This window comes from Halorussus vallis, assembly GCF_024138165.1.
Taxonomy (GTDB): domain Archaea; phylum Halobacteriota; class Halobacteria; order Halobacteriales; family Haladaptataceae; genus Halorussus; species Halorussus vallis.
The window spans coordinates 2,944,327-2,969,313 of record NZ_CP100000.1; the positions used below are offsets into that span (position 1 = coordinate 2,944,327).

Genomic DNA, 24,987 nt, shown 5'->3' on the forward strand with positions numbered 1-24,987 from the left:
TCCTCCCCTGCTCCGTGGCGGCCGGTCCGGTTAACCGTTGCCCCCGCTTTCGATTTCGCCGCTCGTCCCTTCGATGCCCGCACTCGGGCTTCGCCCTCGTGCGCGCATCGCTACTCACTAAACCGGTTCATCTCGTCCTCGGACAGTTCGAGTTCCGAAGCCCCGACGTTCTCTTCGAGGTGGTCGACGCTGGAGGTGCCGGGAATCGGTAGCGTCACCGGCGAGTGCTGGAGGAGCCACGCTAGCGCGACCTGCCGGGCGCTCGCGTCGTGGTTCTCCGCCACGTCTTCGAGCACCTCGCCCGTTTCGCCGAGGTCGCCGCCCCCGATGGGGAAGTAGGGGATGAACCCGATACCGGCGTCCTCGCAGGCCTCCAGGACGTCCTCGTGCTCGCGGTTGCCGACGTTGTACTCGTTCTGGACCGTCGCGACTTCCACCTCGTCGCGAGCCTCGTCGAGTTCGTCGACGTCGACGTTGCTCACGCCCACGTGGTCGACCAGTCCCTCGTCCTTGAGTTCGCCGAACGTCGCCATCACGTCCGCTAGCGGTGCGTCGACGTCGGGCGTGTGAAGCTGGTAGAGGTCGATGCTGTCGACGCCCAGACGGTCGAGGCTACAGAGCACCTGGTTGCGGACGTAGTCGGGGCCTCCGTGGGGAATCCAGTCGCCGCTCCGGTTGCGGAGCAGGCCCGCCTTCGTCGCAACCACGGCGTCGTCGGCGTTGAGCGTCTCGCCGATGATGCGCTCGCTGACCCCCGGCCCGTAGGAGTCGGCGGTGTCGACGAAGTCCACGTCGAGTTCGACCGCCCGCCGGAGCACGTCGCGGGCCGCCTCCTCGTCGTCCGGCCGGCCGACGATGTCCTCGCCGGTGAGTCGCATCGCCCCGTACCCGAGGCGGTGGACCGTCTCCTCGCCGCCGATGTCGAAGGTGTCGCTCTGGTTCTCGACCATACGTGGCGTCCGGTCGCGCGCTCAATAGTCGTTCTGGCAAGCGGTTCTGCGGGCGAGCGATTCGACGGTACCGTACGCGGCAGTTCTGACGGCGAGCCGTCATCCGCAGGGGTTTAACTACGGGGTGGAGAACCCCGAACTATGCCGCCCTCCGACGCTCCCTCCACGAAGAAACGGGCACTCCTCGCGGCCCTCCAGTGGGGGTTAGTCCAGGCGTTCCTCCTCGATACGCTCGGTCGACTCTTCCGAAACTACTACCGCGCGACGACCGACGCGTTCTTGCCACCTCGGTGGGTGACGTCGGTCCAGTTCGCCGTCCCGCTGGGTCTCCTCGTCGGCGGAATCGGAGGATACCGCTGGGTGTCCAGCGGCCGCGCGGCGACGTCGGATTCGGCCCACCGCAACCGTGCGGTGTTCGTCGGGTCGCTCCTCGTCGGATGGGCGCTCGCCATCGTCCCGACGATGGCGTTCCAGTGGTTACTCGGAGAGCGACTGTTCACGGTGCCGTTTTTCGTCCTCCCGACCCTCGTCGCAGTCCTCGTCGCCGGTGGCTCGTACCTGCTCGCCTATCGAGTCGATGCGGCGCGGTATCGTCGCCATCGAAGTCGACTGCTCGGCGCAGTGAAGGGCGCTCTCGTCGGACTGGCGCTCGGGGTCATCGGTTTCGTCGCTTACGGGAGATACCTCGCGGCGACGCGGGACAGTTACAGCCTCGACGGCGGGCCGGGAATCGTCGCGGTCGTGTGTCTCGGTGCGTGCGCTGGCTACGTGCTCACCGACTCCCGGGGCGGCGGGGACCGCTCCGCGGAGTTCGTCGCCGCCTTTCTCGTGTCCGTTCTCGGGTTCAGTCTGGCGACGACGCTCGCGACGGTCGCACTCGGTGCGGTCGGCGTTTCTCCGTTCGGTTTCGTCCCGGCGTTCGCCTTGCCCCTCGTATCGGTCGTACTGGCGCTCGTAACCGCCGGGCATCTGGCGTACGGACTCCGGACGACGCTCTACAGACGGTTCGTCGGTCGATGATCGCTCCCGTCGCGCGACCGACGCGGGGTGCGTTCGGGCGACTCCCGTAACCGTTCCTCGTTCGGGGGTTCGACGAGACGGAACCGCCCCGCTCCCGGGGGCGAGTCTTTTGAGGACCGCCCGCCTACCTCGAAGCGATGAGCGATCTTCTGGGGTACTCGCGGTCGTCGGTCGCCGCCGACCTCGCGGTCGTGGCGGCGGTGAGCGTCCTCCTCGTCGCGGTCCACTTCGCGGTCCCCGGGGCGGTCCAGGACCGCCTCGCGTTCGACCACTCCGCGTTCGCCCCCGCCTCGCTGCTCACGGCCGCCTACGTCCACGCGGGCCGCGCCCACCTGCTGAACAACGTCGCGGGGTTCGTCTCGCTGTCGGTCGTCACCTACCTCGTCTGCCTCCACGCCGACCGCCGGTCGTGGTTCCGCCGGACCGTCCCCGCCTTCCTCGTCGTCCTCCCCGTCGCGGTGAACCTCACGAGCTACGCCCTGCTGGAGGCGCGCTATCCCGGCGCATCGCCCGTCTCGAGGGGCTTCTCGGGCGTCGTCGCGGGCTTCGGCGGCTTCCTGCTGGCCGCGCTCGCGGTCCAACTCCGGACCGTCTACTCCCGCGCGACCGCCTTCTTCGTCGGCCAGTTCGCCGTCCTGCTGTTGCTCGGCGAACTGCTCTGGATATACGCCGACCGCGTCGCGGTGCTCGAAGGCCTTGCGGTGGTTGGCGGCCTCCTGCTGTCGGTCACGGGCATCGCGTTCCAGGCCCGCGGTCGGTCGCTCCCCGGCGCGCACTTCCGGCGGGTCGGCCTCGACCTGACGTTCGTCTCGCTCGTGCTCGCGCTACTGGTCTGGCTGGTGTACGGCCTGTTCCCGGCCAATCCCCTCGCTGACGGGACGTTCACGAACATCTTCGCCCACGGCGCGGGGTTCGTCGAGGGGGCCGTGCTGTCGACGCTGATTCTGGTGACCTTCGACTGATAACTCTGCCCGAGCGACTCCCGTCCAACCTCTTCCTCGAGCACCGCCGCCGTCGTTCCGCGACCGTTTTAGTCCCCGCGAACGGCCGTCCGACCGACCGCTACCTCGCGTTTATGCACCGTTTAGTTATCTCCCGTCGGTCCGAATCGAGGGTGTGTTCGAACGCGGTTCGTTACTCGGCGGTCTGACAGCTTCCGTCGCGGCGGTGGTCGTCGCGGCGGCGGTGGCTCGCCTCGCGGGACTCTCGGAACCGTCCGCGACGCTCGAATCGGTCGTCCTGTTCGTCTCGTCGTTTCCCGGCGCGTTCCTCGCCGGATTCGTGCGGTCGTCCGGCGAACGCGCGGGTGCGACCGCGGGGTTCGTGGTAAGCTACCTCTTCTTCGTCGTGCCGACGGTGTTCCGCCTGCTGACCGACGGCGGCCTCTTCGCCGTCGTCCGGGCCGGCGATTCGACGCTCGTCGCGGCGGTGTTCGTCCCGGGGATGGGGCTGACGGTCGCGCTCGCGCTGGTGGTGGCGGTCCCGCTGGCGGTCGGCGGGTCGGTCGCGGGAGCGGCCGGCGGGTACGTCCGTCGCCGCCGGCGGTTCGGTCGGCCCTGACCTCCGCTCCGGACTCTCCGCTCCGACCCCTGCTCGGACGGGACGCGTTATCGCGGCGCGTCAGCCCTATATTCGACGCGTCCCTACGGTTCGACGACCAGAACGCATGATGGCGACCACCCACGCCCTGTTCGGCATGCTGTTGGGGGCGGTCGCGCTGTTCGTCGCCCCCGAGTTCGCGCCCGTCGCGATAGCCGCGGGTGCGGCCGGCGGCCTGTTTCCCGACCTCGACCTGCCGCTGCCGGGCGTCCACCGTAAGACGCTCCACTTCCCGGTCTACAACGCGTTCGCGGCGCTACCAGCGGTCGCGCTCGCCGCACTCGCGCCGACGACGCTCACTGTCGCCGCCGCGGCCTTCCTCGCGGCGGCCGCGGCCCACGCCGCCAGCGACGCGCTGGGCGGCGGCCTCGAACTTCGGCCGTGGGAAGCCACCTCCGAGCGCGCGGTGTACGACCACTTCCGAGGTCGATGGATTCACCCCCGGCGGTTGATTCGCTACGACGGCGCGCCCGAGGACCTCCTGCTCGCGGCCGCGCTCGCGGTTCCGGCCGCGGCCTACGACCGCCTCTCGCAGTTCGTCGCGCTCGCGTTGCTCGGCGTCTCGGTCGGCTACGTCGCGCTCCGCAAACCCCTCGTCGACGCGGGCGAGTCGCTGGTCGAGCGACTGCCCGACGGCGTGCGAGCGCGCCTCCCGATTTCCATCTGAGGCCGTCGATTCGACCTGGCCGACCGTCCGTCGCGCTTCTCGGCCCCGTCGCACTCGACCGCACGGGCCTCGAACGTATCACGGGCGTGTCGGGTCAAATTGGGGAACGTTTAACCCGTCCGACCGTATCCTCCGTGCCAATGAGTGACATCTCGAATCGGCTCCGGTCGGCGGCCGCGGCGCTCGTGCCGACCGCGGTTCGAACGCGCTTCGCGGCGAAGTTCTTCGCCGCCGTCCTGCTCATCATGATAGTCACGAGCGGGGTCGGCGCGTACAACTACGTCTCCGCGAAGGACACCGTCGAACGGCAGGCCCGCGACCAACTCGTCTCGACCGCCGAGTTGCAGGCCGACGGCCTCCAGGAGTGGCTCTCGAACGTGCGTCTGCAGACCCGGACGCTGTCGGACGCCGAGGCGTTCCACTCGACGAACGCGACCGCGGTCGACCAGTACCTCCGGGCGAAAGAAGAGAGCTACCCCGACGAGGTGGTGGCGATGCACTTCGTGAACGTCGACTCGCTGACGGTCGTCGCCAGTTCCGCCAACGGGACCGCGGGCACCGACCTCCGGACGGCGAACGTCTCGTGGGCCGACGACTCGCTGGGCTACTGGCTCGGCGACACCAGCAACGTCCTCGTCTCCACGCCCTACGAGAGCGTCGCGGGCGACGAGACGGTCGTCGCGTTCGTCAGCGCCGTCCCCGGCAACGACGACCACGCCGTCGTCGTGACCGCGACGCTGGCCGGTCGGGCCGACAGCCTCCACCAGACCGTCGCGGGCGGGTACACGAAGGTCCTGAACGAGGACGGTCGGACCATCCTCGACAGCGCGTCCGGCGACGAAGGCGGGTCGGGCGACGGGAGCGCGACCGGCGACTCCGGCGGGGGCGCGGCGGGCATCAACGAGTCGGCGGTCGTCGCCGACGGCGCCGAGAGCGACCGCACCGGATTCGTCTCGGGCGAGCGAACGGTCGCGGCGTACGCGCCGGTCGACGGGTCGAACTGGGTGGTCGTCACCTACGCGCCGAAGGCGAGCGCCTACGCGATGCGCGACGCGGTCGCGACGAGTCTGCTCTCGACGGTGCTGACCGCCGTCCTCGTCCTCGGCGTCGTGGCGACCGCGTTCGGCCGCCGGACCGCCCGCGCGCTCCGGACTCTGGCGGCGAAGGCCGGAGCCATGGAGGACGGCGACCTCGACGTGGAACTGGAGACGACCCGCGAGGACGAACTCGGCCGGCTCTACGGCGCCTTCGACGGGATGCGAGCCTCCATCCGCGAGCAGATACGGGCGGCCGAGTCGGCCCAGGACTCCGCCGAATCCGCCCGCGAGGAGGCCGAACGCGAGCGCCGCGAGGCCGAGCGCGCCCGCGAGCGCGCGGACCGGATGAACGACCGACTCGAAGCGACCGCCGCCGAGTACGGCGACGCGATGGCCGAGTGCGCCGAGGGCGACCTCACCCGGCGACTCGACGAGGAAACCGAGAGCGACGCGATGGCCGAGGTCGCCGGGTCGTTCAACGAGATGCTCGACGAGTGGGAGGCGACCATCCTCCACGTCCGGTCGTTCGGCGAGGACGCGGCCGCCGCCAGCGAGCGCCTGACCGACCGCACCGCCGAGGTCGAGGGCGCCGGCACCGAGGTCAGCGAGTCGGTCCGCGAGATTTCGGACGGCGCAGACGCCCAGGACCGCCGCCTCCGGGAGGCGGCCGCCGAGATGAACGACCTCTCGGCGACCGTCGAGGAGATATCCTCGGCGACCGACGAGGTGGCCGGCCAGGCCGACGCCGCCGCCGAAACCGGCGACGCGGGCCGCGAGTCGGCGACCCGGGCGCTGGCGGAACTCGACGCCATCGAATCGAACGTCGACGCCACCGTCGAGACGGTCGAGCGCCTCGACGACGAGATGGCCGACATCGAGGAAGTCGTCGACCTCATCTCCGACATCGCCGAGCAGACCAACATGCTGGCGCTCAACGCCAACATCGAGGCCGCCCGGGCCGACGCGGGCGGCGAGGGCTTCGCGGTGGTCGCCGAGGAAGTCAAGAGCCTCGCCGACCGGACCCGCGAGGCGACCGACGACATCGAGGCGTCTATCGACCGGGTGCGCGACCGGACCGAAACCACCGTCTCGGAGATTCGAGAGACTCGCGAGGGAGTCTCGGAGGGCGCCGAGACGGTCGAGGCCGCCCTGGAGGCGCTCGACGACGTCGCGGCCGCGGTCGAGCGCACCAACGACGGCCTCCAGGAGATAAGCGACGCCACCGAGTCCCAGGCCGAGTCGGCCGGCGAGGTGGTGGCGATGGTCGAGGAGGTCGCGTCCATCGGCGAGCAGACCGCCGCGGAGGCCGACGAGGCTGCGAGCGCGGCCGAACAGCAGACCACCGCGCTGGCGGCCGTCTCCGACGACGTCGCCGACGTGGCCGACCGGGCCGAGCGCCTCCGGGCGCTACTGGGCGAGTTCGACGTGGCCGTCGACGACACCGTCGAGCGAGAGGCGTCGCGGCCCGTGCGGGGCGACGGCGGGGTTCAGGATGCGGCTCCGCGAGACGGTGGCGACGGGAGCGGGGACGCCGACGGCTTCGAATACGTCGAATCCCCGGCCGACCGCGACGACCGGTAACCTCGGACGGAATCGGTGGTCCCGGGCGACTCGGCGATCCCGACCGTGTGTGTGAGGGCCATCGTTGCCCTCGCTTCGAAGGGTTTATCCGCGAAGTGACCCTCAGACACCAGTAATAACCATGTCCGACAAACCCGCCTCGATGTACCGGGAAATCAGTAAGCCGGCGTACACGCGACGCGAGTACATCACCGGCATCCCCGGTTCGAAGATCGCACAGCACAAGATGGGCAGCGTCGAAACCGACGAGGACGACTACCCCGTCCAGATCAGTCTCGTCACCGAGGAGGAGTGCCAGCTCCGCCACGGCGCGCTCGAAGCCTCGCGCCTGTCGGCCAACCGCTACCTGCTCAAGGAACTCGGCCAGGAGAACTACAAGATGATTCTCCGCAAGTTCCCCCACCACGTCATCCGGGAGAACAAGCAGGCGACCGGCGCGGGTGCGGACCGTGTCTCCGACGGAATGCGACAGGCCTTCGGTAAGGTCGTCGGCACCGCCGCGCGCATCCCGCGCAACGACCGCATCTTCACCGCGTGGTGCCAGCCCGAGGACGCGCCCGTCGTCAAGGACGCGTTCCGCCGCGCCTACAACAAGATCTCGCCGCCGTGCCGCGTGAAGGTCGAGCGCGGCGAAGAGCTCCTGATCTCCTGAAACCCACCTTTTGTTCCCACCTTTTTTCTTCGTCGGGTAGCTGACGTGCCGCTTCACGGCACGCCAGCTACCGCTCCTCGAAAAAATCTGGACCAAAAAAGGACACGCGCCGAGGCCGAGTCGCCGCGGCGACTCGGCCTCGGCGCATCTTCGACTTCTGGTGCGCGCACCGTCGGAGCGAAGCTCCGACGAGCCTGCGTTCGCTTCGCTCACGCAGAAGCCGAAGGCTCGCTGCAACGCGGGAAGTTCGGTATCGCGCCCGCGACGGTTTGCTGGCTGGCGCTAGCGGTCGCGTTCGGTTCTCGTATCCACCAAAAGTAATTTGTCGAGCTATGATAAGTCGGGGTATGGAACTGCGCGAGGTGGCGATATTCTCGGACGAGGTGGCGACGACGGCGGCGTTCTACGAGCGCCTCGTCGGCGAACCGGTGGTTCGGCGGGAGTCGATGGCGCTGTTCGACGTCGAGGGCGTCAGGGTGCTCGTCCACGAGACGTACGAACCTCAGGAGGGCGACCTGCCGTGCGAGGACCACTACGCGTTCGCGGTCGACGACGTCGACGAGGCGTTCGCTCGCGTCTCGGGGAGCGGGAGCGACCTCACCGTCTACCGTGAACCCGCCGACTACGACTGGGGACGGTCGGCCTACTTCCGGGACCCCGACGGCCGAATCGTCGAACTCACCGAGTAGCCGCGACCGCATTGCCGCCCGCGAAACCCACCTTTTTACCCACGCACTGCCACCGGTAGCGTATGCTGGACCTCGCGGTCGCCTACCGAGAGGAGACCTTCGAGCGCGTGCGCGACCCCCTCGCCGAGCGCGGGATTCGCGTCCGACACGTCCCCTGCGAGGCGACGACGTTTCCGCTGTCGGACCCGCCCTGGAGCCCCGACGACTTCGACGCGGGCTTCGTCTACCCCTCGCGGGCGATGGAGGGCGGCGTGCTGGAGACGATGCTCGACGTGCCGTGGGTCAACGACCGCGAGGCGGTGCTCACCTCGCGGAACAAGGCCGGGGTGATTTCGGCGCTGTCGCGGGCCGACGTGCCGGTGCCCGAGACGGTCTTCGTCTCGAACCCCGCCGACGAGGCCGACCTGCTCGCGGCGTTCGAGCGCCTCGACCCGCCGGTCGTCGTCAAGCCCAACTCGACCACGCGCGGGGCCGGCGTCGCGAAGGTCGGCGACGCCGACTCCTTCCTGGGCGTGACCGACTACCTCGATTTGGTCCACGACTACCGGGCGACCGGCGACAAATCGTTCCTCGTCCAGGAGTTCGTCCCCGACGCGGTCGACTACCGCGCGATGGTGGTCGACGACGAGTGCGTCGGGGGCGTCGAGCGCCGACTCCCGGAATCGTCGGACGCGGGCCGCTGGAAGCACAACGTCCACCGCGGCGCCGAGGCGACCGGCGTCGACCTCCCCGCGGACCTCCGGGACCTCGCCGAGCGCACCGCCGAGGTACTCGACATCCGGTACCTCGGCGTCGACCTGCTGGTTTCGGGCGACCGGGCGGTCGTCAACGAGACCAACGCCCGCCCGACCGTCGACGCGGCGACCAAGTACGACGACGGCTTCTACGACCGACTCGCGGGGCTGATTCGGAAGACGGCGGAGTCGTGACGACCGCGAAGAACGCGTCTCGACCGCGAGAAACGACCGGACCGAAGGAAGAAACGGCGCAGAGCGAACCCCTGCGAGCGCGCTACTGGACGTCGATGTCGGCCGAATCCTCCGACTTCTCGAACGTGACCTCGAGGACGCCGTTGTTGTAGGTCGCCGACGCGGAGTGTTCGTCGACGCGGGCGGGCAGTCGGACCTTCTCGTCGTACTCGCGGTGGTCGCTGGCCGCGCTGATGGTCAGCACCTCGCCGTCGCACTGGAGGTCGATGTCGTCCTTCTCGACGCCGGGGAGGTCGGCGATGACGCGGACCGACTCGTCGTCCTCGTGGATGTCGACGTGGGTTTCGGCGCCGAACCCGGCGTCGCCGCCGGTCCCGCGCTCGACGTGCATGTCGACGTTCTCGCCCATCATCTCGTTCATCATGCGCTCTATCTCGCGGAAGAGGTCGTCGAAGGGGTCGTCGCGGTCGTCTCGTCGCATGACACGAGGTAGGGAGTAGACGGAGAAAAGGTTTTGGACGGCGGCGAGCGGGTCGTCGAAACCTGAATACTGAGGTACCGGAATTGTGGGGGAGGCGCGAGAAGAACCGCGACGGAGGACCCATCGATGCCGATTACTCGATAATCGACCCGCGCTCGCATCGCCCTGAAACCGCCTCCGTTCTCGCGCCGGCCGAGGGCGTCGGTTGCTGACCGACGCCCTCGGCCGTTCTGCGTTCGCCGTCCTGCGTTCGCCGTTTTACGTCCGACGGAATTCCGTCGCTCGGCCGTTCAGATGCCCATGCCGAGCGCGGCGTTCGTCTTCTCGACGCTCGCTGCGGCGTCGGCGCTGTTGGTGACCGCCCGAATCGCGTCGACGTTCTCGGGCACCACGTCGCTCTCCTGGTGGATGGCCTGGAAGAGGTAGAGGTCGTCGCCCTCGGTGGTGACCGACTCGCCCCAGACGCAGTTCTCCCAGATGTCCCCGCGCGGGCGACCTGCGTCCTGGGCGTACTCCTTCAACTTGCCCGCGCCGTCGATGTCGTAGTGGTCGGGGATGACGAAGATGCGCGACTCGCCTTCGAGCAGTTCGCGGACCTCGTCGGCGTCGGCTTCCTCGCCGAGGGTGACGTTGACGCTGTGCATGTGCATCAGCGTCGCCGGCACCTTCAGGCCGAGCGTGTCGATGTCGAGGTCCGGGAAGATTGTGTTGACGTCCGGCCCGTGGTGGGAGGGGAGCGTCACCGGGTTCGGCACGATGTCGTTGATGGGACCGCGGCCGGTCTGGGCGGGGTCGCCGCCCCGCCGGACCAGCGTCGCCCGGACCTTCTCGACGCCGTACTCCTCGCGGAGCGGCGCAACGAGTCGCGAGAGTCCGGTCGTGTTGCAGGAGACGACCCGGACGTGGTCGGCCCCGTTGGCGTCGGAGTAGTTCGAGCGGGCGTTGAAACTGGTGTCGACGAAGTCGGCCGACTCGCCGCCCTGATAGAGCGCCGGCGTGTCGTACTCCTCGTACATCTCGGCGTTCTGCTCGCCGATGCCGGAGGGGCAGGCGTCGACGACGACGTCGCTCTCCTCGACCAGTTCCTCGACCATGCCGGCGAGTTCGATGCCCGCGTCGTCGAACAGTTCGACGCGCTCTTCGACGGCGGCGTAGAGGGGATAGTCCTTCTCGACGGCCCGCTCGGCCTCGAAGTTCGGGCGCGTCTTGGCGACGCCGACGACCTCCATGTCGTCCTGTGCGCGGACGGCGTCCGCGACGCGCTTGCCGATGGTTCCGTATCCGTTGATACCGACGCGTACCATGTACCCGAAAATCGGACGCTCTCGCGCATAATGGTTTCGGGGCTGGGGCGCCGAAAAGTAACTCTCCACCGAGTAAGTCGGTGCGCGAACGGGACGGCGATTCGCCCGGGAAGGGAACACCTAACCGCCCGCCGGACGACGCCTCGGACATGAGCCTGCGAGACGCGGCTGAAACCGCCATCGAGCAGTGTCTGGCCCTCGAGGAGACCGAGTCGTGCTGCATCGTCACCGACGACAGGCGTCTGCCCATCGGCGAGGCGCTCTACGAGGTGGCGAGCCAGGTGACCGACGACGCCACCCTCCTCCGGTACCCGCCGGGCGTCCAGCACGGCGAGGAACCGCCCGAACCCGTGGCGGCCGCGATGGCCGCCGCCGACGTATTCCTCGCACCCACGACCAAGAGTTTGAGCCACACCCGCGCCCGGGGGAAGGCCAACGACGCCGGCGCGCGCGGCGCGACGCTCCCCGGCATCACCGAGGAGGTGTTCACCACGGGGCTCGACGCCGACTACGACGCCATCGCCCGCCACTGCGACGACGTGCTCGAACAGGTCGCTGACGCCGAGGAGGTTCGGGTCACCTCGCCCCAGGGCACCGACATCACCTTCCGGCCGGGTTCACGGGAGTGGCTCGCCGACACCGGCATCGTCCACGACGCCGGCGACTTCTCGAACCTCCCCGCGGGCGAGGTGTTCGTCAGCCCGGAAACCGCGACCGGCACCTACGTCGTCGACGGGACGATGATGCCCTACGGTCTGCTCGACGAGGGACAGGAACTCGAGTTCGAGGTCGAGGACGGCTACGTCACCCGGATCTCGGACGACGACGTCCGCGAGCAGGTCGAAACCGCGAGCGAGGAGGTCGGCGACGCCGCGTACAACCTCGCTGAACTCGGCATCGGCACCAACGTCGCGGTCACGGAACTCGTCGGGTCGGTCCTGCTCGACGAGAAGGCCGGCGGCACGGTCCACGTCGCCATCGGCGACGACGCGGGCATCGGCGGCGACACCGACGCGCCCATCCACCTCGACGGCATCCTCCGGGAGCCGACCGTCTACGCCGACGGAGAGGAAGTCGACCTGCCGCGACCCTGAACGATGGACTCGGACCGCGGGGCGGCCGAGCACGAAGTCGGCGGCCACACCGTCCGCGGCGTCTCCGTCGACCCCGAAACCCGGTGCGCCCACTACGATTCGGAGCGCGACGTGGTCGCGCTCCGGTTCGCCTGCTGTGACGCCTACTGGCCGTGTTTCCGGTGTCACGAGGCGCTCGCGGACCACGACGCCGAGCGACTGCCGGTCGACGGTTCGACCGACGCGGCGCTGTGCGGCGTCTGCGGGTCGACGCTGACCGCCAGGGAGTTCGTCGACGGCGACCACGCGTGTCCCGACTGCGGGGTTGCGTTCAACCCCGGCTGTGCTAACCACTACGAGTTGTACTTCGAGTTCGAGTCGAACCGCGACGCCGCCGAACGCTGAAACGTTTGTTTCACTCTCCTGAAGACTTTTACCCCCGCGGCGAATCGTCGCCGACATGCGACGACGACGCCTCCTCGCTTCACTCTCCTCGCTCGCCGGGGCGACGGCCCTGGCCGGGTGTTCCGGCAGACTGGCCGAGGAGTCCGGCGGAACGACCCGGACCGCGACGACGTCTCGGAAGACGACGAAGGCGGCCGCGACGACCGACCCCGACTCGGCCGAGACGACGGACGACCCTGAGACGACCGCGGCCGACGGCGACTCGGAGTGGCCGCCCCGGGCGAGCGTGGTCGAACTCGAAACCGGCGACCGGACGCTCGCGCTGAACCCCACCTCCTACCGCTCGGACGACGGCGCGTCGGTTTCGGTCGCGTTCGCGGCGACGGCGACCCCCGACCGCCCGGCGCAAGTCCGGGCGACGCTGACCAACGAGAACGACTACGACAACACCTTCAGGCTGAACGAGACGCCGCCGTTCGCCGAGGTCAACGACGCCCGACTCCGCGACCGTCGGGGCCTCACCTACCGCTCGAACTGGTACCTCGTCCCGACCGAGAACCACGAACTGGTCAACGAGGAACCGAACTACCGGCGCGGGCCGGCGGGCTACTGGCGACTCGCCGACCGCACCGTCGCCCCGCAACTACCGCCGACCGTCCGCCTCGCACCCGGCGAAACCGTCGAGGGCGAGTACGTCCTGCTCGGTCAGGCCGAGGGCGAAGGTCGTCCGACCGGGTCCTACGAGTTCCGCGGCTACGACGATTCGTCGGTGACGATTACGGCCTGGACGACGAGCGCGCCCGGTCCCGAAACCGAATCGCGGTTCGAAGGCGCGTCGCCGCCCGCGCTCTCGGAGGGGATGGAGGCCGGGACGCGGTGGTACCACGATGCGGGCCCCGAGACGCCGGTCTACCTCGAACCGAGCGCCGAGCGCGGGCGCCTCCCCGAGCGCATCGACTTCACGCTCCGCAACCGCGCCGACGAACCCGTAACCGGGAATCCCTACCACTGGGTCCTGTACAAACTCCACGACGGCGAGTGGTTCCACGTCGCGCCGTGGGGGTGGCCGGCCCCGATGTCCTCGGTGCCGCCGGGCGACACCGAGGACTGGACGCTCTACGCCTTCGGGAGCGAGGCGGTCGACGTCGACGACGGAAACACGGTCGGCTTCCTCGGCGGCGGCCGGTACGCCTTCGAGGTCGGCATGTCCCGCGGGAAGCACTCCCACGCCGCCCTGTTCGAACTGACGGGGCCGTCGGTCGCCGTCGAACCGACGCCGGGCGTCGAGTCCTCGCGCGACGGCGATACCGTGACGGTGAACGCGCCGGACCCCGAGCACGAGTGGCGACCCGCGACCCTGACGGTGACCAGGGCGGCGAACGCCGACGACCGACTCGTCGCCGAGCAGGTGATGCAACGCCGGTTCAGCGCGCTCCGCGACGCGCTCGCGTTATTCGAGTCCGGCGTCGAGACGGTGGTCGTGAAGACGACCCGGAACGCCGCGTCACGGGTCGTCGGTTACGACAGGAAGCGCCGCCGGTTCCGGTTCGACGGGCAGGCCTACGAGGCGACGATGACCGTCGCGTCGGAGGAGTGACCGGTACTCTTGGCGGACGACCGCCCCCGGGGAAGTGATCGGCACTCCCGGCGAGTGACCGTCGACTCTGGGGAACGACTCGGCGGCGCCGAGTCGTTCCCGCGGAAATGCGCCCGCATCGGCGTTCGCGGCCCGCGGAACTCCACGCGTTTTTACGCTCCGAACACGTAGCCACCGATATATGAGCGAGACAGCAGAACGCGTCCCGGTCGCCTGTCCGTCGTGTTCGCCCGACGAGGCGACGGTCCACGAGGTGCTGACGACCGGCGGCGGACGCGCCACCGTCCGCTGTACCGAGTGCAGTCACGTCCACAAGGTCACGCCCGACGAAGACGAGGAGGTCGAGCGCGACGTCATCGTCTCCCAGGAGGGAGAGTCGTTTTCGGCCACCGTCGACGCCCCGCCGCAGGAGACCGTCGCGGTCGGCGAGGAGTTCGTCCTCGAAACGCCCGAGGCCATCATGGTCGTGCGAATCACCGACCTCCAACTCGGCGAGGAGCGCCGGACCGACGAGGCGAAAGTCGAGGACGTCGAGGCGTTCTGGACCCGCGCGGTCGACAACGTCCGCGTCAACGTCACCATCAACCCTAACGACGGGAGCCACGACGACTCGACCAGCGTCAAGATCGACGTGCCCGGCGACCGCGAGTTCGAGGTCGGGAAGGTCGAGGAGTTCGGCAACGAGGAGTTCCGCGTCAAGTCCATCGCGGTGCGCGAGGACGCCCACGGCTACGACTTCAACCCGCTTCGCGAGGAGGGCGACACCGCGCTCGCCAAGGACATCAAACGGCTGTACGGCGACGACCAGACGTCCTCGGCCTGGTCGGCGTGGTGATTTAGCGTGACGCGGGGGTGGGACCACGCGACCGACGGGGGCGAACGAGACGACCGCGGCCGGGGCAACCGCGACGACCGTGGCGAGTACGCAGCGGCCCGCGACCGACTCGTCGAGGTCCTCGCGAGCCGCGAGGACCTCGACGAGCGGACACTCGACGCGATGCGGGCGGTACCGCGCCACGAGTTCGTCCCGCCGAACCGCCGCGACCGGGCCTACGAGGACACGCCGCTGCCCATCGGCGACGGCCAGACCATCAGCGCGCCCCACATGGTAGCGGTGATGGTCGACGACCTGGCCCTCGAACCCGGCGAGTCGGTACTCGAAATCGGCACCGGCTGCGGCTACCACGCCGCCGTCACGGCCGAGGTCGTCGGCCCGGAGAACGTCGCCAGCGTCGAGTACCACGAGTCGCTGGCGCGGGAGGCCCGCGAGCGACTAGACCGCCTGGGCTACGGCGGCATCTCGGTCCGCGTCGGCGACGGCCACGAGGGCTGGCCCGAGCGCGCGCCGTACGACGCGGCCTACCTGACCTGCGCCGCCGCGGAGTTGCCGGACGCGGTGGTCGAGCAGGTCCGACCCGAGGGCCGACTGCTCGCACCCGTTGGCACCGCCAACCAGCGACTCGTCTTTGCCCGCCGACGCGCCGACGGCGGACTCGACCGCGACACGCGCGGGCGGGTCCGGTTCGTGCCGATGCAGGAGGATTAAGCCGGCGCCGACGCTACCGACCGACATGGACTACCGGGAAGCCCTGCTACTCCGGGCCGCCCGCGAGACGGGCGTCCTCGACGCGGTGACGACGCGCGCCGGAACGCCGACCGAAGTCGCCGACGAGACGGGCGTCACCGAGCGCGCCGCCCGTATCACGCTCGACGCGATGGTCGAACTCGGCTACCTGGAGCGAGTCGGCGACGGCTACGAGATTACGAACCGCGGCCTCGGGTTCGTCGCCAAGGCCGACGTCCACTCCGTCGGCCGGACGCCCCACGCGCTCGACTGCGTCGACCGCTGGCTCGAACTCCCCGAGACGATGCGGACCGGCGACCCGCCCGACCCGCCCGAGGACTGGACGGTCAACTTCGTCGGCGCGATGGCGGCCACCGACGAGACGACGGTCCGGGCCGGCGTCACCGCGGCCGTCCACGCCAACCCGGACGCCGAGCGCGTCCTCGACGTCGGGGGCGGCCCCGGCCTCCACGCGAAGGAGTTCGCTCGCCGCGGGTTCGACGTGACCCTTCTCGACCGACCCGAGGTGCTCGACGTCGCGCGGCCGTCGCTCGAACGCGAACCGGTCGACCTCGTGGCGGGCGACGCGACCGAGGAGTTACCCGGCGGCTTCGACGTCGTCTTCTGCTCGCGGGTCGCCCACGGACTCGGCCCCGAGGAGAACCGCCGACTGTTCGAAAACGCCTTCGACGCGCTCGAACCCGGCGGCGCGGTCGTCGTCCTCGACCGGGTGCGTAGTCGGTCCCCGGACGCCGCGCTGTTCGCGGCCCACATGCTCGCGAACACCGAGCGCGGCGACACCTACACCGAAGCCGAGTTCCGGGAGTGGCTCACCGCAGCCGGCTTCGAAGACGTCGAGGTCGGCGACGTTCCCGGCACCGACCGGCAGGCCGTCACCGGATTCCGGCCGCGCGATTGAAGTCGCTCTGGCTCTACGGTCGGGGTATGGACCCCGTGGTATTGCGCGACGACATGGTCGACAGCCTGGAGCACGACTCGAAGCGGGTCGTGCGCAGCGACGCCGTCAGCGCGGCGATGCGAGCGGTTCCCCGACAGGAGTTCGTCGGCGACGGCGACGAGCGGCAGGCGTACGCCGACCGGTCGTACGAACACCGGGGGACGCGCGTCCTCTCGCCGAGCAACGTCGCCCGCCTGCTCGAAGCCCTGGAAGTCGAGTCCGAGAACTCGGTGCTGGTCGTCGGCGCGGGCGTCGGCTACACCGCCGCCGTGCTCGCCGAAATCGTCGGGGAGCGGAACGTCCACGCGGTCGACATCACCCGCCACGTGGTGTACGACGCCCGCGAGAACCTCGCCTCGGCGGGCTACGACGGCGTGTTCGTCGACTGCCGCGACGGCGCAGACGGTCTGCCGGAGTACGCGCCGTTCGACCGCATCCTCGTCGAGGCCGCAGCGATCGAACCGCCGCGGGCGCTACTCGAACAGCTCGCGTCCGACGGTCGACTCGTCATCCCGCTGGGCGTCAGCAATCAAACGCTGACGGTCGTCGACGGCGACGACGCGGCCGCCACGCTGGCGGGCGAGCGCAATCACGCCCAGCCGCTGGGCACCGTCGCGTTCGAACCGCTCCTCGTGGAGGGCGAGCAGGCCGGCGCCATCGAGCGAAACCGGACGGTGCGCGAGGACCGCGAGCGCGCCCAGCGCGCCGCCGAACGCCGCACCGGCTGGGAGCAGGAGTGGATCGACTGGGACGGCTACCGCTGACCGATTTCGCCAGTCGTCACTCTTCTACGACCAATATCGCGGTGTTCTCCCGCTCGTCGGCGTACTGACTTCCCGCGGGCGGCTTGATGCCGATTTCGAGCGTTCCCTCCCGCTGGTTCGCGCCGAGCGTCGGGTCCAGGGTCACCTCCGCGACGCCGTCGTCTCCCGTCTCGGCCGTCCGCACGCCGTCGATGCTGGCCGTCTCTCCGCGCACAACCACCGTCGCGTCGGAGACGGGGTTGCCGTCGGGGTCGACGACCTCGATTTCGAGGGTCTTCTCGTCGGGGGAGATGACGTCCGGGGCCGGGCGCGCGTCGAGTTCGGTGACGGTCAGACCGTTGAGTCCCGACAGCATGTTCATCATCACCGAGAGGCTGGCGACTCCCACGACGAGGGCGATGACCAGGCGAATCGGAAGGCCTTCGATGCCGCGACTGTCCGACCGAAACCGCCGCCGGAGCGAACGTGACGAACGCATACCCCGCTCTGGTCCCGTCCTCCGATGTAAACCCTCGCGCGAAGGTTCAAGTGCGAAGCCGGGACCAACCTCGGCCGTGACTGAAGTCCTCGGACGGAAGCGCGCGGACGACGGCGACGCGACCGCGGAACGAGACGAGGCTACGGGCCACCTCGGGGCGTACCGCGCCCGCGACGGGAGCCCCGGCGCGACCGTGCGCGTCGACATGAACCGGCCGCACGCCGGTCTAGTCGTCGGCAAACGCGGCTACGGTAAGTCCTACACGCTCGGCGTTCTCGCGGAGGAACTCGCCCGAACTGGCGGGGTCGCGCCGGTCGTCGCCGACCCGATGGGCGTCTTCGGGTCGCTGGCCGACCTCGGTGAGGGAGACGTTTCCATCGTCACGCGCCCGCGTGTGAGTGCAGATGCACTCGCACCCCGAGCGTGGTGTGACCTGCTTGGCCTCGCCCCCGACTCGGCCGCGGGGACGCTCGTGTGGCGCGCCGCGGCCGAGCGTGACTCCCTCGCCGGCATGACCGAGTACGTCGCCGACGCCGAGGCGGTCCGTCCGGCACGCCGGGCGGCGTCCAACCACCTCGCGCTCGCGGCGTCATGGGGCGTCTTCGACGCCGGCGGCCTCGCGGCGGGCGACCTCCTCGACTCGGCCGCGACCGTCCTCGACCTGTCCGCGCTCCCGTCCGAAGCCGCCAACGCCGTCGTCCGAGCCGTCGCGAGCGGGCTGTACGACCGGTGTGCGGGACGCGGTTCGCGTTCCGAGCGCGAGGACCTCGACCGACTGCCGTGGCTGCTCGTCGACGAGGCCCACGCCTTCTTCGACGGGGTGGCCGGTCCCGCTCTCCGGACGCTCCTGACCCGCGGCCGCCAACCGGGCGCGAGTTTCGTCGCCGCCACCCAACGTCCCGGCGCGCTTCCCCCGGTCGCCGTCTCGCAGGCCGACCTGCTCGTCGCCCATCGGCTCACCTCGCGGGCCGACCTGGACGCGCTCGCGGCGGCGCGACCCACCTACGTCTCCTCGCCGCTGGCCGAACGGCTCCCCGAGCGACCCGGCGACGCGGTGGTGGTCGACGACGCGACCGAGAGCGTCCATGCCGTCCGAATCAGGGAACGGGAGACGCCCCACGGCGGCGAGAGCCCGCGCGCCTCCCGCGTCGCACGCGACGCGGGAGGCGCGCGAGGCGCACGTGACCCGCGAGGTGCGGAATGCGAACCGGAGTAGCTTCGAAAGCGGTATCTCGCCCGCGGCGGTGGTCGACGACGAAACGATGTCGGAGACGAACGCGCGGTCGGCGGGCGACGAGTCGGCGACGGCCGGGACCGAGCGAAGCGGGTCGCCGGCGACCGATTCGGCCGCCGGCGACCCGTCCCACCTCTCGCGGCTGAAGCCCGCGCTGCTCGTCGCGGCCGGCGGGTTCGCCGGCGCCGTCTGCCGTCATGCCGTCGCGCTCGCGCTCCCCGGCGGATTCCCGTGGGGGACCCTCGCGGCGAACGTCGCAGGGAGCTTCGCGCTCGGGGTGGTCATCTACGAAACCCGCCTCGTCGGCCACCTCGGCCGGGAAGCCCGCCTCGTCGTCGCCACGGGTTTCCTCTCGTCGTTCACGACCTACAGCACCTTCGCGGTCCAGACCGCGTCGCTGTCGCCCACGCTGGCGGCGGCGAACGTCGGCGCGAACTACGCGCTCGGCTTCGCGGCGGTGCTCGCGGGCCGGTCGGTCGTCCGCTCGCTCGCGGGTCGCTCCGCTGAGACGGAGGGGCCGGAGTGAACGCGTTCGTTCTGGTTGGCGTCGGCGGCGTTCTCGGTGCGCTGTCGCGGTACGCGGTCGGTCTGTGGCTCCCCGGCGAACGCTGGGACACGCTGGTCGTGAACGTCCTCGGGAGCGTCGCACTGGGCGTGCTGACGGTCGGATTCGCCGACGGCGCGGCCCTGCTGGCGCTGTTCGGCACCGGCTTTTGCGGGGCGTTCACCACGTTCTCTAGCTTCGCGGTCGAGACGGTGCTGTTGTTCGAAGACGGCGAGCGGCGACTCGCCGCCGGAAACGCGGTTGTGAACCTGGTCGGCGCGCTGGTCGGCGTCACCGTCGGCGGTTGGGCGGCGGCGCTGTTGGGGTGACCGCCGTCGGGTCACCGCACGAGGTCCCACACCCACAGCGCGACGCCGACACCGACGAGAGCGATGCCGAGGGCCGACGTGACGGGTTCGGGGACGAGGAACAGGACGACGCCGACGAGCACGAGCGCCGGAACCAGTTCCTCGTCCAGAAACGCCTCGTTCTCGTCGGCGTTCGAATCGGTTTCGGTCACGATTCGACGGACGGTTCCCTCGGAGTTACTCCTTGGGGCGCGGGTACGAGAAACCGGACGAACGTCGGACGTGACTCGAACTCGAGAACGCTGTCCCTCGATGAGTCTTCGACAGATATTCGATGAAGCTGCTCGCTCGCCGGTTAGTTCGTTGCAGAAAGCGCCCGAGGCGGGATTTGAACCCGCGTCACAACCGTGACAGGGTTGTATGATGGGCCACTACACCACCCGGGCTTTCGAACGCATCTCTACGTATTCCCCGCCCTTATTAAGCAGTGTCGGTTTCGTCCACCATTGGTAGCTGATGGCGTGGGTCTAATACGGGATCTCCCCGGTGAACTCGTACTCCGTCGCCCAGTTGATGGAAGGGTGGGGTATTTCGGCGTCGAAGCGGAGTTCCATCTTCTGTTCGGTCGCGTCGTCGATGCCGATCCAGTACATCTTCCCGTTTCCCGGATATCGGACGAAGAAGGCGTCGACTTCCCCGAGGTACGTACTCTCGTGATACTCCCCTTCTCTGGTCGTCTGTGAGTGTGTGTTGAACCGCATCGTATTCGCCTTGTTCTTCCACGCGGTCTTACACTGAATTCGGAGTAAGTGACCGTCGTCGTCAACGACAAGGTCGTACCTGTCGTTGTCCCCGAATGGAACTGAGACACTGTATCCTGCCGAAAGGAGTTCGTAAATCGCCTTCGCCTCCGTTTCGTCTCCAGTGTGCTTCGAGTTCGTCATCTCCCCCTTTTCGGCTCTTTCTCCGTGATAAATAGTCGCCCTCGTCGTAGACGACTCACGTCTGTACGGTGGTGGTGTCGTTCTACTATTCGGAAACTACGTCAACAGAAGGCGTCTAGGACGAGGCCCAATTTGGTCCAAGGATAACCTTGGATTCCGACACTCGCTCGAAGCTTCGCTCCTCGTTCGGAAGTTGAAATCGAAAGGAACGCCCGAGGCGGGATTTGAACCCGCGTCACAACCGTGACAGGGTTGTATGATGGGCCACTACACCACCCGGGCTTTCGAACGCGTCTCAGCGTTGTCCCCGGTCGAACTTAAGGCTTCTCAAACGAAACCGAGGTGCGGAACCGCCTCGGGATGGGGCCGCGGCCCGTTCGTGACCGCCGCAAACGATATATACCCAGATAGAGACTGTGCCACCAGTGGGCATCCTCCCCGCGGTCGGGTACTCCGGCGCGAGTGGGGTCCGGTAGACGACGGTCTGCGGCGCACTTAGCAAGTCTTAAATGAACTCCGCGAGTAATACCCTGTAGTATCTCGTGACAGCCATTTCTCCATCTGCGCAGAGACCACCCCACACATGGTAGACGTAAGCCAACACAACATGGTTCCGGACCACAGCATCGTCGACGACGAGGAGTTAGACGGTGTTTTGGAGGAGTACGACATCAAACCGACCGACCTACCCAAGATAAAGCGCACCGACCCGGCGTTGCCCGACGACGCCGAGATCGGCGACGTCATCAAGATCGTGCGAGACTCGCGAACGACCGACACCGCGACCGTATACCGACTCGTCGTAGAATAAAATGAACCGGGAAGACCGACGCGCGATTTCACGAGAGTACTTCTCGAAGGAACGGCTCGCAGAACACCACTACCGCTCGTTCAACAGCTTCCTCCTGCGCGGGATGCAGGAGGTCGTGAGCGAGAAGGGGACCATCGACACCGACATCGGCGACAAGGAAGACGAGGAACCCGTCCACGTCGAACTCGGCGACATTCGCGTCGTGACCCCACGCGTGCGGGAGGCCGACGGGAGCGAGGAACTGCTCTACCCCCAGGAGGCCCGCCTGCGCAACATCACCTACGCCGCGCCGGTGTTCATGGAGATGAGCATCGTCAAGGGCGAGGGCGAGGACGAGCGCGTGGTGGACTCCACGGAGACCAAGGTAGGCCGGATGCCCATCATGGTCGGCTCCGAGAAGTGTAACATCGCGGGCTTCTCGGACGAGGAGCTCATCGACATCGGCGAGGACCCCGCCGACCCCGGCGGCTACTTCATCGTCAACGGCTCCGAGCGGGTGCTGATGACGAGCGAGGACCTCGCGCCAAACAAGATCCTCGCGGAGTACGACACCAAGTACGGCGACGAGATTCAGGTCGCCAAGACGTTCAGCCAGCGCCGGGGGTACCGGGCGCTCGTGCTGGTCGAGCGGACCCGCGACGGTCTGCTCGAAGTGTCGTTCCCCTCCGTCTCGGGCAGCGTCAACTTCGTCACGCTCGTCCGGGCGCTCGGCCTAGAGTCCGACGAGGAGATCGTCCACCGCGTCTCCGACGACCCCGAGATCGTGAAGTTCATGCTCGAGAACCTGGAGGCCGCCGACGTCCAGACCGAGGAGGAGGCCATCGAATCGCTCGGCAAGCGGGTCGCCTCCGGCCAGGGCAAGAACTACCAGCTCAAGCGCGCCAACTACGTCATCGACCGCTACCTCCTACCCCACCTCCACGAGGAGGGCGTCGAGGAGGAGGACGTGCGCATCAACAAGGCGTACTACCTCTGCCGGATGGCCGAGGCCTGCTTCGAACTCGCGCTCCAGCGGCGCGAACCCGACGACAAGGACCACTACGCCAACAAGCGCCTGAAGGTCAGCGGCGACCTGATGAAGGACCTGTTCCGGACCGCGCTGAACAAACTGGCCCGGGACGTGAAGTACCAGCTCGAACGCGCCAACATGCGCAACCGACAGCTCTCGGTCAACACCGTGGTGCGCTCGGACGTGCTGACTGAACGGCTCGAACACCCCATCGCGACGGGTAACTGGGTCGGCGGCCGCTCGGGAGTCTCCCAGCTGGTCGACCGGACCGACTTCATGGGCGTGCTGTCGCACCTGCGCCGCCTGCGGAGTCCCCTCTCGCGGAGCCAGCCTCACTTCGAGGCCCGGGACCTCCACGCGACCCAGTGGGGTCGCATCTGTCCCTCCGAAACCCCGGAGGGGCCGAACTGTGGGCTGGTGAAGAACTTCGCGCAGGCGATGGAGCTCTCACAGAACATCGAGGACGAACAGGGGCTGAAGAAGGAACTGGCGTCGATGGGTGTCGAGGGCATCCCCGGCATCGAAGGCGTCAACACCACAGCGAGTGCGGACGACTAGCCATGAGTCAGGGACGAGAAGCCAAAGTGTACGTCAACGGTAGCCTGGTCGGGACGCATCCCGACCCCGAACAGCTCGCAGAACAAGTCCGACACGCCCGCCGACGCGGCGACGTCAGCGAGATGGTCAACGTCTCGGTCAAGGAGCGCACCGCCGAGGTCATCATCAACGCCGACGCCGGCCGTGCCCGCCGACCGCTGCTGGTGGTCGAGGAGGGCGAGGCGCTCATCACCGAGGAGGAGGTCGAGGCGCTCAAGAACGGCGACCTGGACTTCGAGGACCTCGTCGAGCGCGGCAAGGTCGAGTTCATCGACGCCGAGGAGGAAGAGGACATCTACGTCGCGGTCGACCGCGACGACCTGAACGAAGACCACACCCACCTCGAAGTCGACCCGCAGCTCATCTTCGGCATCGGCGCGGGGATGATTCCGTACCCCGAACACAACGCCTCGCCCCGGATTACGATGGGGTCGGGGATGATCAAGCAGTCGCTGGGCCTGCCCGCCGCGAACTACCGCATCCGGCCCGACACCCGCCAGCACCTGCTGCACTACCCCCAGCTCTCGATGGTCAAGACACAGACCACCGAGCAGATCGGCTACGACGAGCGGCCGGCCGCGCAGAACTTCGTCGTCGCCGTAATGAGCTACGAGGGGTTCAACATCGAGGACGCGCTCGTGCTCAACGGCGGCTCCGTGGACCGCGCGCTCGCCCGCTCGCACTTCTTCCGGACCTACGAGGGCGAGGAGCGCCGGTATCCGGGCGGCCAAGAGGACCGCTTCGAGATTCCGTCCGACGACGTGCGCGGCGCGCGCGGCGAGGACGCGTACAACCACCTAGACGAGGACGGCCTGGTCAACCCCGAAACCGACGTCGACGAGAACTCCGTCCTGCTGGGCAAGACCAGCCCGCCCCGGTTCCTCGAAGAACCCGACGACATGGGCGGCCTCTCCCCGCAGAAGCGCCGGGAAACCTCCGTCACGATGCGTTCGGGCGAGTCCGGCGTCGTCGACACCGTCACCCTGATGGAGGGCGAGGACGGCTCGAAGCTCTCGAAGGTGTCGGTGCGCGACGAGCGCATCCCGGAACTCGGCGACAAGTTCGCGTCCCGGCACGGACAGAAGGGCGTCGTCGGCCACATCGCGCCCCAGGAGGACATGCCGTTCACCCAGGACGGCGTCGTGCCGGACCTCATCGTCAATCCCCACGCGCTGCCGTCGCGGATGACGGTCGGCCACGTGCTGGAGATGATCGGCGGGAAGGTCGGCGCCTTCGAGGGTCGGCGCGTCGACGGTACCGCCTTCACCGGCGAGAACGAGGACGAACTCCGTAACGCGCTGGAGGAGCGCGGCTACGAGTCCTCGGGCAAGGAGACCATGTACTCTGGCGTCACCGGCGAGAAGATCGAGGCCGAGATCTTCATCGGGACGATTTTCTACCAGAAGCTCTACCACATGGTTTCGAACAAGCTGCACGCCCGCTCGCGCGGGCCGGTGCAGGTGCTGACCCGCCAGCCCACCGAGGGCCGCGCCCGCGAGGGTGGTCTGCGGGTCGGCGAGATGGAACGCGACGTGCTCATCGGACACGGCGCGGCGCTCACGCTCAAGGAGCGCCTGCTCGACGAGTCCGACCGCGAGTGGATCTACGTCTGCGGACAGTGCGGCATGAGCGCGGTCGAGAACGTCGAGCAGAACCGCGTCTACTGCCCGAACTGCGAGGAAGAAACCGACATCCACGAGATAGAGATGTCCTACGCCTTCAAGCTCCTGCTCGACGAGATGAAGGCGCTCGGCATCGCCCCGCGACTCGAACTGGAGGACGCAGTCTAACA

Annotated in this window: 27 protein-coding genes and 2 tRNA genes; 21 read left to right on the forward strand and 8 right to left on the reverse strand. The window is 68.6% G+C overall.

What is annotated here, in order from left to right:
• Positions 1-110: 110 nt before the first annotated feature.
• Positions 111-950 (reverse strand): aldo/keto reductase, encoded by an 840-nt coding sequence (locus tag NGM07_RS14850; RefSeq protein WP_253512969.1) that lies wholly within the window; start codon positions 948-950, stop codon positions 111-113.
• Between the two features lie 141 nt (positions 951-1,091).
• On the opposite strand from NGM07_RS14850, the gene NGM07_RS14855 reads away from it, so the two are divergent.
• The 8 genes from NGM07_RS14855 (at position 1,092) to NGM07_RS14890 (ending at position 9,124) form a co-directional block, all read left to right on the forward strand.
• Positions 1,092-1,970, forward strand: coding sequence for a hypothetical protein (locus NGM07_RS14855; protein WP_253512971.1), 879 nt, complete (start codon positions 1,092-1,094; stop codon positions 1,968-1,970).
• A gap of 137 nt (positions 1,971-2,107) precedes the next feature.
• The gene (locus NGM07_RS14860; RefSeq protein WP_253512973.1) at positions 2,108-2,932 is read left to right on the forward strand and encodes a hypothetical protein; all 825 of its coding nucleotides are present in this window, start codon (positions 2,108-2,110) and stop codon (positions 2,930-2,932) included.
• 154 nt (positions 2,933-3,086) lie between these two features.
• Positions 3,087-3,530, forward strand: coding sequence for a hypothetical protein (locus tag NGM07_RS14865; protein ID WP_253512974.1), 444 nt, complete (start codon positions 3,087-3,089; stop codon positions 3,528-3,530).
• Between the two features lie 106 nt (positions 3,531-3,636).
• A complete protein-coding gene (locus NGM07_RS14870; protein ID WP_253512976.1) occupies positions 3,637-4,236 on the forward strand; it encodes a metal-dependent hydrolase in 600 nt (199 codons plus the stop codon).
• 140 nt (positions 4,237-4,376) lie between these two features.
• Positions 4,377-6,854: a methyl-accepting chemotaxis protein gene (locus tag NGM07_RS14875; RefSeq protein WP_253512978.1), complete on the forward strand. Its 2,478-nt coding sequence runs from the start codon at positions 4,377-4,379 to the stop codon at positions 6,852-6,854.
• A 121-nt stretch (positions 6,855-6,975) separates the two neighbouring features.
• Positions 6,976-7,506 (forward strand): 50S ribosomal protein L16, encoded by a 531-nt coding sequence (locus NGM07_RS14880; RefSeq protein ID WP_253512979.1) that lies wholly within the window; start codon positions 6,976-6,978, stop codon positions 7,504-7,506.
• Between the two features lie 347 nt (positions 7,507-7,853).
• The gene (locus tag NGM07_RS14885; RefSeq protein ID WP_253512981.1) at positions 7,854-8,195 is read left to right on the forward strand and encodes a VOC family protein; all 342 of its coding nucleotides are present in this window, start codon (positions 7,854-7,856) and stop codon (positions 8,193-8,195) included.
• A gap of 62 nt (positions 8,196-8,257) precedes the next feature.
• Positions 8,258-9,124 (forward strand): ATP-grasp domain-containing protein, encoded by an 867-nt coding sequence (locus NGM07_RS14890; RefSeq protein WP_253512982.1) that lies wholly within the window; start codon positions 8,258-8,260, stop codon positions 9,122-9,124.
• A gap of 82 nt (positions 9,125-9,206) precedes the next feature.
• Here NGM07_RS14890 and NGM07_RS14895 read toward each other — a convergent pair whose 3' ends face one another.
• Positions 9,207-9,605 carry an Hsp20/alpha crystallin family protein gene (locus NGM07_RS14895; protein ID WP_253512983.1) on the reverse strand — a complete coding sequence of 133 codons (399 nt, stop codon included), beginning with the start codon at positions 9,603-9,605 and terminating at the stop codon, positions 9,207-9,209.
• A gap of 290 nt (positions 9,606-9,895) precedes the next feature.
• Positions 9,896-10,909 carry a type II glyceraldehyde-3-phosphate dehydrogenase gene (locus NGM07_RS14900; RefSeq protein WP_253512984.1) on the reverse strand — a complete coding sequence of 338 codons (1,014 nt, stop codon included), beginning with the start codon at positions 10,907-10,909 and terminating at the stop codon, positions 9,896-9,898.
• 149 nt (positions 10,910-11,058) lie between these two features.
• On the opposite strand from NGM07_RS14900, the gene NGM07_RS14905 reads away from it, so the two are divergent.
• From NGM07_RS14905 to NGM07_RS14935, 7 genes are all read left to right on the forward strand, one after another.
• Positions 11,059-12,003, forward strand: a complete 945-nt coding sequence (locus tag NGM07_RS14905; protein WP_253512985.1) for an aminopeptidase — start codon at positions 11,059-11,061, stop codon at positions 12,001-12,003.
• 3 nt (positions 12,004-12,006) lie between these two features.
• Positions 12,007-12,387 (forward strand): CHY zinc finger protein, encoded by a 381-nt coding sequence (locus tag NGM07_RS14910; protein WP_253512986.1) that lies wholly within the window; start codon positions 12,007-12,009, stop codon positions 12,385-12,387.
• A gap of 55 nt (positions 12,388-12,442) precedes the next feature.
• On the forward strand, positions 12,443-13,984 hold the full coding sequence (locus NGM07_RS14915; RefSeq protein WP_253512987.1) for a hypothetical protein: 1,542 nt from the start codon (positions 12,443-12,445) through the stop codon (positions 13,982-13,984).
• Positions 13,985-14,165: 181 nt separating this feature from the next.
• Positions 14,166-14,819, forward strand: a complete 654-nt coding sequence (locus tag NGM07_RS14920; RefSeq protein WP_253512988.1) for an HVO_0476 family zinc finger protein — start codon at positions 14,166-14,168, stop codon at positions 14,817-14,819.
• Between the two features lie 6 nt (positions 14,820-14,825).
• Positions 14,826-15,530: a protein-L-isoaspartate(D-aspartate) O-methyltransferase gene (locus NGM07_RS14925; RefSeq protein ID WP_253512989.1), complete on the forward strand. Its 705-nt coding sequence runs from the start codon at positions 14,826-14,828 to the stop codon at positions 15,528-15,530.
• A 25-nt stretch (positions 15,531-15,555) separates the two neighbouring features.
• Entirely contained in the window at positions 15,556-16,467 is a 912-nt protein-coding gene (locus tag NGM07_RS14930; RefSeq protein ID WP_253512990.1) for a methyltransferase, read from the forward strand.
• Positions 16,468-16,493: 26 nt separating this feature from the next.
• The gene (locus NGM07_RS14935; RefSeq protein WP_253512992.1) at positions 16,494-17,270 is read left to right on the forward strand and encodes a protein-L-isoaspartate O-methyltransferase family protein; all 777 of its coding nucleotides are present in this window, start codon (positions 16,494-16,496) and stop codon (positions 17,268-17,270) included.
• Positions 17,271-17,286: 16 nt separating this feature from the next.
• Here NGM07_RS14935 and NGM07_RS14940 read toward each other — a convergent pair whose 3' ends face one another.
• Positions 17,287-17,748: a DUF7382 domain-containing protein gene (locus tag NGM07_RS14940; RefSeq protein WP_253512994.1), complete on the reverse strand. Its 462-nt coding sequence runs from the start codon at positions 17,746-17,748 to the stop codon at positions 17,287-17,289.
• 76 nt (positions 17,749-17,824) lie between these two features.
• On the opposite strand from NGM07_RS14940, the gene NGM07_RS14945 reads away from it, so the two are divergent.
• The 3 genes from NGM07_RS14945 (at position 17,825) to NGM07_RS14955 (ending at position 19,855) form a co-directional block, all read left to right on the forward strand.
• A complete protein-coding gene (locus NGM07_RS14945) occupies positions 17,825-18,964 on the forward strand; it encodes an ATP-binding protein (RefSeq protein ID WP_253512996.1) in 1,140 nt (379 codons plus the stop codon).
• A 160-nt stretch (positions 18,965-19,124) separates the two neighbouring features.
• Positions 19,125-19,508, forward strand: a complete 384-nt coding sequence (gene crcB, locus NGM07_RS14950) for a fluoride efflux transporter CrcB (RefSeq protein ID WP_253520215.1) — start codon at positions 19,125-19,127, stop codon at positions 19,506-19,508.
• Positions 19,505-19,855, forward strand: coding sequence for a fluoride efflux transporter FluC (locus tag NGM07_RS14955; protein ID WP_253512998.1), 351 nt, complete (start codon positions 19,505-19,507; stop codon positions 19,853-19,855). Before crcB ends, NGM07_RS14955 begins: the two co-directional genes overlap by 4 nt.
• An 11-nt stretch (positions 19,856-19,866) precedes the next feature.
• On the opposite strand, the gene NGM07_RS14960 is transcribed toward NGM07_RS14955, so the two are convergent.
• The 4 genes from NGM07_RS14960 to NGM07_RS14975 form a co-directional block, all read right to left on the reverse strand.
• Positions 19,867-20,046, reverse strand: coding sequence for a hypothetical protein (locus NGM07_RS14960; RefSeq protein ID WP_253513000.1), 180 nt, complete (start codon positions 20,044-20,046; stop codon positions 19,867-19,869).
• A gap of 161 nt (positions 20,047-20,207) precedes the next feature.
• Positions 20,208-20,280, reverse strand: a tRNA-Asp gene (locus NGM07_RS14965).
• 81 nt (positions 20,281-20,361) lie between these two features.
• On the reverse strand, positions 20,362-20,778 hold the full coding sequence (locus NGM07_RS14970) for a group I intron-associated PD-(D/E)XK endonuclease (RefSeq protein WP_253513002.1): 417 nt from the start codon (positions 20,776-20,778) through the stop codon (positions 20,362-20,364).
• Between the two features lie 209 nt (positions 20,779-20,987).
• A tRNA-Asp gene (locus NGM07_RS14975) sits at positions 20,988-21,060 on the reverse strand.
• 301 nt (positions 21,061-21,361) lie between these two features.
• Between NGM07_RS14975 and NGM07_RS14980 the strand changes: the two genes are divergently transcribed.
• From NGM07_RS14980 to rpoB, 3 genes are read left to right on the forward strand one after another with little or no spacing between them, the layout of a single operon-like run.
• Positions 21,362-21,589 (forward strand): DNA-directed RNA polymerase subunit H, encoded by a 228-nt coding sequence (locus tag NGM07_RS14980; RefSeq protein ID WP_253513004.1) that lies wholly within the window; start codon positions 21,362-21,364, stop codon positions 21,587-21,589.
• Between the two features lies 1 nt (position 21,590).
• Positions 21,591-23,156, forward strand: coding sequence for a DNA-directed RNA polymerase subunit B'' (locus NGM07_RS14985; protein ID WP_253513005.1), 1,566 nt, complete (start codon positions 21,591-21,593; stop codon positions 23,154-23,156).
• Positions 23,157-23,158: 2 nt separating this feature from the next.
• Complete coding sequence (rpoB, locus tag NGM07_RS14990; protein WP_253513007.1) at positions 23,159-24,985, forward strand: DNA-directed RNA polymerase subunit B; 1,827 nt, start codon at positions 23,159-23,161, stop codon at positions 24,983-24,985.
• The last annotated feature ends 2 nt before the right edge of the window (positions 24,986-24,987 follow it).